Raw genomic sequence first — 7,821 nt, 5'->3', positions numbered from 1 at the left:
CGGACTCAGAAAGTACAAAAAGCAAATCATTGAAGACTCTGACGTACCGAGTCTATCCAAAGGGGGAGACGAAGAAAGTCTGGATGTTGAGGATTCATGCCAATCGAAAAGTGTATAATAATGCAATCGCTTACCTGAATAAACACCAGGGAAAGTTTACCTACTACACTGTAGATAAAAAGACTAATCAGCCAGTTGGGAAAACTTCCGGCAAGCAAGCATTTCGGAGTTTTTGCAAAACTCTAGATTACGAGATAATCCCGGAATGGTGTAAAGAGTTAGGAATAGCACACAGTTTGGATAACGCCCTTTTCGAGGCTTATACAGCTTGGAAGAAGACTGACAAGCAGCCCGCTCAATTAGGTAAAGGAAAAAAGGCAAAACCCAATCCTTTAGTCGGACTGAAGTTAGCTCGATTCAGGTCAATCCGCTCCCAGAAACAAACAATTCAGTTCGACCCGGGTGATTACAAGAATGGTCATGTAATGGCTAATGCTAGCAAACACCTGGAAAAGCCCCTCTGGACTGGACAAGGTTATTGCTTAGTTAAGTACGACAAAGCCGTAGAAGTTACCTATAACAAGGGACGCTGGTTCGTGAATATGCCCGTAGAGATGGATATCCCGGAGCCGAGAAATGGTGGAAAAACCATCGCACTCGATCCCGGACTGCGTTGTTTCTTGACCGGATTTGATGGCAATTATTTTAGTGAATTTGGGAAACATGACTTTGGGAAGATTGCTAGGTTGTGTCAACACTTGGATCAGATGCAATCAAAACTTAGCCGCTCAAAAGGTAGCGAGTTTTCTCGATTACGCTATCGATTAAAACAAGCTATGGAAAGGGTGAGGACGAAGATTAAAAATCTGCGGTCTGAAATCCACAAACAAGTAGCAAGTTACTTGGCTCGAAATTACGATGTCATTTATTTGCCGACTTTTGAAACTTCTCAAATGGTGGCAAGAGGTAGTCGCAAACTTAATTCTAAGTCAGCGAGGGCGATGATGACTTGGGCATTCTATCAATTCTCGCAAACTTTAGAACATCTCTGTAATCGTTACGGTTCGAGATTGGTTAGGGTGACTGAAGAATACACTTCTAAAACTTGTACAAAATGCGGTCATATTCACAAAAAATTGGGTGGCTCTAAAAGTTTTAAATGTCCCAATTGTGGTTATGAAATACCCCGCGATTTTAATGGTGCTTTGGGGATTTTTCTCAAAGCTTTGTGGGATACCACCATGCTCTGGGACCTGTCTGATGAGTATGCTATATTCAGATTTTCGCCGATTGTCGGAGATTGTCTGGATTAAAAGTATCAGCAGCGGATTCAGGAATTAGAACAAAATCTTGAACGCTATAAAGCCGAAGTAGAAGGCAAACAACCTTTGTTAGAAAGTGCAGAACCGATAAGTTTAGAAATAGCAGCAAGTGAGGGCACAAATGCTGAAATGACCGCCAATTAATTTGATATGCTCTCTGATTTTCTCAGAGCCAAAATCTAAAATCTAAAATCTAAAATCTAAAATCTAAAATCTAAAATCGAATGGCCGTTTCCCGAGACCAAGATGGCTTAGAAACGATTTCCGAGGGGATCGCAATTTTAATTGACCTAGCCGAACGGGGAGAAATCGATCCTTGGGACGTTAAGGTAATTGAAGTGTTCGATCGATGTCTGAGCAAGCTTACGAACGCCTGCGATACTGATCAGAGTAAGGATTTCTCCGATTTGTCCCACTCCGGCCAAGCGTTTTTGTACGCTTCAATGCTGGTTTTGCTCAAAGCAGAAAGTATCGTCCTCTCCGAACCCCCCGCGAATCCCGACGCCGACGAGCCGGCAGTAGAAGACGCAGAGCACTCAGGCGGGCGACACTTGCCGCAGCATTTAGAACGGCAATTGCGCCGTCGCGGTGTAGCTCAACTACCGCAAAAACGCCCGGTGACACTCCCAGAACTGATTGAGCAGTTGCAGCTAATGAAAGCAGCAATGGAGCAGCAGACAGTTACCCCCCGGCGCCGCCCTACCTCAAAAATGCGATCGCAAGCGGCCCAAGCTATCTTTGAGCTAGCTCACCAAGAAAATCTCGTAGAAACTGCTAGTGAACTCGAACGGTTTCTGGCTCAGCGGGGCGCGGAAATTGACGAGGGTTGGCTGGACTTGGACACATTGCTAGAGCTCTGGCATCATAACGACTCGCACTCTCCTGTCCATTCAGAACCTCCGGTATCGACTGGGGAAGTTCACTTGCCAAATCATGACCGGGTGGGTATTTTTTGGGCGTTGTTGCTGCTATCGGCTCAGTCTAAAGTAGAGTTGCTTCAAGAGGAGTTTTACCAAGACCTCAAAATCCGCGCGCTTTGAGCTTGCAGGGTATTAGGTTCTGGGGGGAAACTAATAACTATGCCACTGCGTCGGTTAAGATTCCAGGCAGAATCTCGCTCTATGGCATTCTGTTGCTGAGCCCCGAATGCGGAGAGCGGCAGTGCGAAGTTCTTGGTGATTCCCTATTCCTGGTTTCTTAAATCTAGGTAAATTGGGGATAAATGATTGATAGCCTGGTACGATGTCGCCTATAAACTGGTCAGGATTTTGCTGTGCTCGATCGATTCGATCGCAACCGCTAGCATCTAATTGTATTGTTCAGTTGATATCAATTAAAAGAGGGTTGAGGAAGTTAATAATGAAAGCGATGATTCTGGCGGCCGGTAAAGGCACTCGCGTCCGTCCTATTACTCAGACAATACCCAAACCGATGATTCCCATCCTGCAAAAGCCAGTGATGGAGTTTTTGGTTGAATTGCTGCGCCAGCACGGATTTGACCAGATTATGGTCAATGTTTCCCACCTGGCAGACGTGATTGAAAACTACTTTCGCGACGGTCAAAAGTTTGGGGTACAAATTGCCTATTCTTTTGAGGGGCGAATTGAGGAGGGAGAACTGATTGGAGAGGCTCTCGGTTCGGCTGGTGGCATGAAACGAATTCAGGACTTCTCGCCGTTTTTTGACGATACTTTTGTGGTGCTGTGCGGCGACGCTTTGATTGACTTGGACTTGACTGCTGCTGTGAAGTGGCACCGGGAAAAAGGGGCGATCGCTACTATTGTTATGAAATCGGTTCCCCGCGAGGAGGTTCCCAGTTACGGAGTGGTGGTAACAGACGAGTCTGGCAAAATTAAAGATTTCCAAGAAAAACCTTCTGTAGAGGAAGCTCTGAGTACCGACATTAACACTGGTATTTATATTTTTGAACCGGAAATATTCAAATACATCCCTTCGGGCCAGGAATACGATATCGGTTCGCAGTTATTTCCCAAGCTAGTAGCAGAAGGCGCGCCTTTTTACGGGATTAGCATGGACTTTGAGTGGGTGGATATCGGCAAAGTTCCTGACTATTGGCGGGCAATTCAGAGCGTGCTCCTGGGACAAGTTAAAAATGTTTCGATTCCGGGGATTGAAGTACGCCCCGGCATTTACGCTGGTTTGAATGTAGCTGTCAACTGGGACAAGGTTGATATTACTGGGCCTGTTTACATTGGCGGGATGACGATCATTGAGGATGGAGCAAAAATTATCGGCCCGACAATGATCGGCCCAAATTGTTGGCTTTGCAGTGGCGCAACTGTGGAAAACAGCGTGATTTTTGAGTATTCCCGTTTGGGCCCGGAGGTGCGGTTGGTTGACAAACTGGTGTTCGGGCGCTACTGCGTTGATAAAACCGGGGCTGCGATCGATTTGCAAGCGGCGGCTCTCGATTGGCTGATTACTGACGCTCGCCAAGTTTTACCGACTCAACACGGAGAAGAGCGGCGGGCGATATCTGAAATTCTCGGTCATGGTGGATAATTGCTAATTGCTAATTGCTAATTGCTAATTGCTCAAGGTAAGGTGCGCCTAGCGCACCCTACTTTTACGTTTATGATCTCAGCTTTCAATTATGGTAATGTGCTTAGGTTGCACCTCACATCTTCCACCATTCTCAAGAACAGGCAAGATGCCTGTTCCACAAGAAAATCTACTGTTTGTGGAACAGGCATCTGGCCTGTTCATAAAAGGCTTCTTGACAGTGGTGCAACATCTCAGTTACACCTGAGATCTTGCACCATTCTCAATTAGCCGTAGGGGCGGGTTCGCCAACAGCCTTAAAGCTTGCAAATAGGTTCTATAAACCCGCCCGACCCCACGCAAGATGCCTGTTCCACAAGAAAATCTACTGTTTGTGGAACAGGCATCTTGCCTGTTCATAAAAGGCTTCTTGACAGTGGTGCAACATCTCAGTTACACCCTACATTTCACGACTGAAGATAAGTATATTGGCTGAGACTCCGCTCGTAATTTTGCAGCAAAAGTTGAGCCTCGGAAAGAGTAATTTTATTTTGCTGCAAAGCTGCTTCTGTCTGACGGCGGATGCTTTCCACCAAATTTTCTGAATCGTACTGTACGTAGCTAAGGACTTCTTTCATAGTGTCTCCTTTCACAACGTGTTCGATATGATAGCCAGAAGGTGTTAGCTGAATGTGAACTGCATTAGCATCGCCGAATAAGTTGTGAAGGTTGCCCATAATTTCTTGATAAGCACCTCCCAAAAATAGCGCCAAATAGTAAGGTTCTCCTGGTTTGAGAGTATGCAGTTCCAAAACCGACTTCACATCTCGCAAATCGATGAATTGGTCGATTTTGCCGTCGCTGTCGCAGGTAAGATCGGCTAAAACACCGCGTTGAGTCGGTTCTTCGTCGAGTCGGTTAATTGGCATAATTGGGAACAATTGGTTAATTGCCCAACTGTCTGGTACTGACTGGAAAACAGATAAGTTGATGTAATAAATGGACGCCATCACCTTTTCTAAGTCTTCCAAATCCTCCGATACATATTCTTTTTGCCGCGCCAGCGCCTGTATTTTATCGCAGCAAGCCCAGTACAACTGTTCGGTTTTCGCCCGTTCCGCAATTCCCAAATAGCCTAAGTTAAATAAACTGACTGCTTCTTCCTTGAATTGGATAGCATCGTGATAAACTTCTTGGTAATTTTCTGGACTGATAGATTGGTAAATTTCGTAGAGATTGCGCGGAATTTGGTGCGCGTTTTCATCTACTGGTTCTGGTACTTCTCTGGGGACATCGCTAGTACCGAGTACGTCAAAAACTAACACTGATTGGTGAGAAGCGATCGCCCGCCCGCTTTCGCTAATGATAATTGGAACCGGGATTTTGCGCTCGTCGCAGGCATCTTTCACTCCCGCTACTACGTCGTTAGCGTAGTTTTGCATATTGTAGTTTTTGGAAGCGTGGAAGTTTGTTTTAGAACCGTCGTAGTCAACGCCGAGTCCGCCACCTACGTCCAAGTAGTTCATATTAGCTCCCAATTTAGCTAATTCTACATAAATGTGGCTGGCTTCTCGAATGGCATCTTTGATGACACTAATTGAGGAAATTTGGGAGCCGATGTGGAAGTGCAGTAACTGCAAACAATGGAGCATTCCAGCTTTTTCTAGTTCGTTGACTGCACGGATAATTTCAGGAATTGTCAAGCCAAATTTTGCCCGATCGCCCGTGGAAACTCCCCAGCGGCCAACGCCTTTGGTAGTGAGTTTGGCTCGCACTCCCAAAATCGGTTTAATTCCTAATGCTTTGCTGGCGGCGATTGCTAGTTCTACTTCCTCTATTTGCTCCAGCACAATTACGGAAGTTTGCCCTAGCCGCTGCGCCAAAATAGCAGTTTCGATGTATTCGCGGTCTTTGTAACCGTTGCAAATTAACAAAGCGCCTGGGTTTTTTAAGGTAGCCAAAGCTATCATTAATTCCGGTTTCGAGCCGGCTTCGAGCCCGAAGTGATGGGGTTGACCGAAACGCACCAAATCTTCAATTAATTGTCGGTGCTGGTTGCATTTAACTGGAAAGACACCGCGATAGACATTTTTGTAATTGTACCGAGCGATCGCTCTGGCAAAACACGAATTTAAGCGCTCGATCCGGTCTTCCAAAATATCAGAAAATCGAATCAGCAGGGGCAAAGCCAAATTTCGCTGTTTGAGAGAGTCTACCAGTTCGCACAAGTCGAGGGAACCGCCGCGATCGCCCTTGGGAGACACTGTAACGTGACCGGCTGCATTGATCGAAAAATACGGTTCGCCCCAACCTTGAATTCGGTACAGTTTCTCGCTATCTTCTATTGTCCAAGATTTTTGTGGCAGTTGAGCAGCCGTTACCAAAGCAGTGTCTGGTGCCGCCGAACTCGTGACTGTTGGCGAGTGAGTCGATAGCGGATCGAGATCGGAGAAAGCAGCGGTGGCTGGGGAACTCATCTTATTGGCAACCTCTTTGAGGAGTGGTCAAATAGATAGTTTATCGCAGATATCGGGTTTCCTGATGCAGTTGAAAAATCACTTTGGGTATACGGGCTGGCGATTTTAGATTTTAGATTTTAGATTTTAGATTTTAGATTTTAGAATTGACTCTACAGATAGATGAAAAGCGGGGATTGAACTACAATCTCAACCGTATTTGCTTTGGGGGACTTATTTCTTCAAGCAAGTGTCCCTATGCAGGTGAACTCAGAAACCAAGTTTCAGAGTTCACCTGCGCCAAGAGAGTTGTCGGACGATCGCTCGCCCGACACACACTAACCAAAAATCACCTCCGGCGGCGCCATGTCAGCCCCCATAATCATTCCCCCGTGACTATTAGACTTCTTCAAGCCCGGTTGAGGTGCTTTTTCTGGGGTCTTCTGAGCCGGTGCAACTGAGGCTGGCGGTGTCACCTGCGGTTGAGGTACTGCCTGTGCTCCTGGCACCACGGGTTGCTGCGACAGCCAACCCAAACCCCCTACAGCCCCAGCCATCAAAGCGGTGTAGCCGATGTACAAATGCACCGGACGCATTTGAAAGCCTTCGCCTGAGTCGGAATCGGAAACAGACACATACATACTGGGAATTGGACTCGGATCGGGTTTGGGCAAAGCATTCGCCATAGCGCTACCGTCTAGTCCCAAGGCGTCGCCCAGTCTGCGGATAAAACCTCTAACGTAAATATCTTGGGGCAGTTTGTCGATTTCCCCATTTTCGATCGATTCGATGTGGTGCACCGGCACGAGAGTTTGACTGTGGAGTTGCAGCAGGGATAGGGAGCGAATTTGCCGTCCCTTACGCAATTCTTTACCCAACTCCCGCAGGCACTCTTCTCGCTCTTGAACGGCTAAAGCTGCTTCTTCTTCCTTGGTGAGTTTTTTCGGCTTTTTGGGAAAACCGAACCCTGGGAAGAATTTTCCGGGGACGGTGACAGTTGCAGGTGGAGCCGACTCGACTTTAAGTTCGTCTTGGGGCGCTTGTTTGCTGTCTTCAGAAGTGTTAGTGTCTCGATCGGAAGTTTCAGTGTCGGACTCGGTTTGGGGCGGCGCTTCCACACTAGCGCTGCGCCAATAGAAGACAGGAGCAGCTACTGGTGGCTCCAATTCTTGAATTTCTGTCACCGTCTCAAAGGCGGGACTTACAGCAGTAAAACTGTCTTGGGCTACTTGCGGTTCAATTTTGTTTTGTTTGGGAAATCGATCGAATGCGAGCTTGACGGCTTCTCTGCTAACTGCTCTAATTAAAATTTCGGCAGCGGAGGCTGCTTCGCCCAACATTGTTTGCAAGCTAGCTAGAGCTTGGCTATAGGTGTCGCTACATAGGAGTTCAGCTTCTATTTGACCTAGGACAGAACGAAAACTTTCTTGAGAAATTTCAATAGTTGGGTGATCTGTCACCCCAAAATAAGTCTCGGGTTTCAGTGCCATGATATTCATGTTGTCTTGGTAGAAGGTATCTGAGTACGTTCTTCGACAGGT

General features: G+C 46.7%; 5 protein-coding genes. 3 read left to right on the top strand and 2 right to left on the bottom strand.

The window, feature by feature from the left end; all coding sequences use genetic code 11:
* The first annotated feature begins 29 nt into the window (after positions 1 to 29).
* The 3 genes from QUA00_RS01025 to QUA00_RS01015 all read left to right on the top strand — a co-directional run bounded on the left by QUA00_RS01025 (position 30) and on the right by QUA00_RS01015 (position 3,845).
* Positions 30 to 1,313, top strand: a complete 1,284-nt coding sequence (locus QUA00_RS01025; protein ID WP_333408401.1) for a transposase — start codon at positions 30 to 32, stop codon at positions 1,311 to 1,313.
* A gap of 233 nt (positions 1,314 to 1,546) precedes the next feature.
* The gene (locus tag QUA00_RS01020) at positions 1,547 to 2,362 is read left to right on the top strand and encodes a segregation/condensation protein A (RefSeq protein ID WP_333147009.1); all 816 of its coding nucleotides are present in this window, start codon (positions 1,547 to 1,549) and stop codon (positions 2,360 to 2,362) included.
* Between the two features lie 319 nt (positions 2,363 to 2,681).
* Positions 2,682 to 3,845 carry an NDP-sugar synthase gene (locus QUA00_RS01015; RefSeq protein ID WP_333147007.1) on the top strand — a complete coding sequence of 388 codons (1,164 nt, stop codon included), beginning with the start codon at positions 2,682 to 2,684 and terminating at the stop codon, positions 3,843 to 3,845.
* A 446-nt stretch (positions 3,846 to 4,291) separates the two neighbouring features.
* Here QUA00_RS01015 and speA read toward each other — a convergent pair whose 3' ends face one another.
* Together speA and QUA00_RS01005 are read right to left on the bottom strand one after the other, a co-directional pair.
* Positions 4,292 to 6,301, bottom strand: coding sequence for a biosynthetic arginine decarboxylase (gene speA, locus QUA00_RS01010; protein WP_333408397.1), 2,010 nt, complete (start codon positions 6,299 to 6,301; stop codon positions 4,292 to 4,294).
* A 317-nt stretch (positions 6,302 to 6,618) separates the two neighbouring features.
* On the bottom strand, positions 6,619 to 7,770 hold the full coding sequence (locus QUA00_RS01005) for a helix-turn-helix domain-containing protein (protein ID WP_333408396.1): 1,152 nt from the start codon (positions 7,768 to 7,770) through the stop codon (positions 6,619 to 6,621).
* Positions 7,771 to 7,821 lie beyond the last annotated feature (51 nt).

It is taken from the genome of Microcoleus sp. T2B6, from assembly GCF_036700475.1.
Lineage (GTDB): Bacteria > Cyanobacteriota > Cyanobacteriia > Cyanobacteriales > Microcoleaceae > Microcoleus.
This window is presented reverse-complemented; position numbering and strand designations above follow the sequence as displayed.

What these genes read in the sequence shown, in the direction of transcription:
- QUA00_RS01020 (WP_333147009.1), top strand. Translation starts at nt 1,547, where the DNA reads ATGGCCGTTTCCCGAGACCAAGATGGCTTAGAAACGATTTCCGAGGGG.
- QUA00_RS01015 (WP_333147007.1), top strand. Translation starts at nt 2,682, where the DNA reads ATGAAAGCGATGATTCTGGCGGCCGGTAAAGGCACTCGCGTCCGTCCT.
- speA (WP_333408397.1), bottom strand. Translation starts at nt 6,301, where the DNA reads ATGAGTTCCCCAGCCACCGCTGCTTTCTCCGATCTCGATCCGCTATCG.
- QUA00_RS01005 (WP_333408396.1), bottom strand. Translation starts at nt 7,770, where the DNA reads ATGGCACTGAAACCCGAGACTTATTTTGGGGTGACAGATCACCCAACT.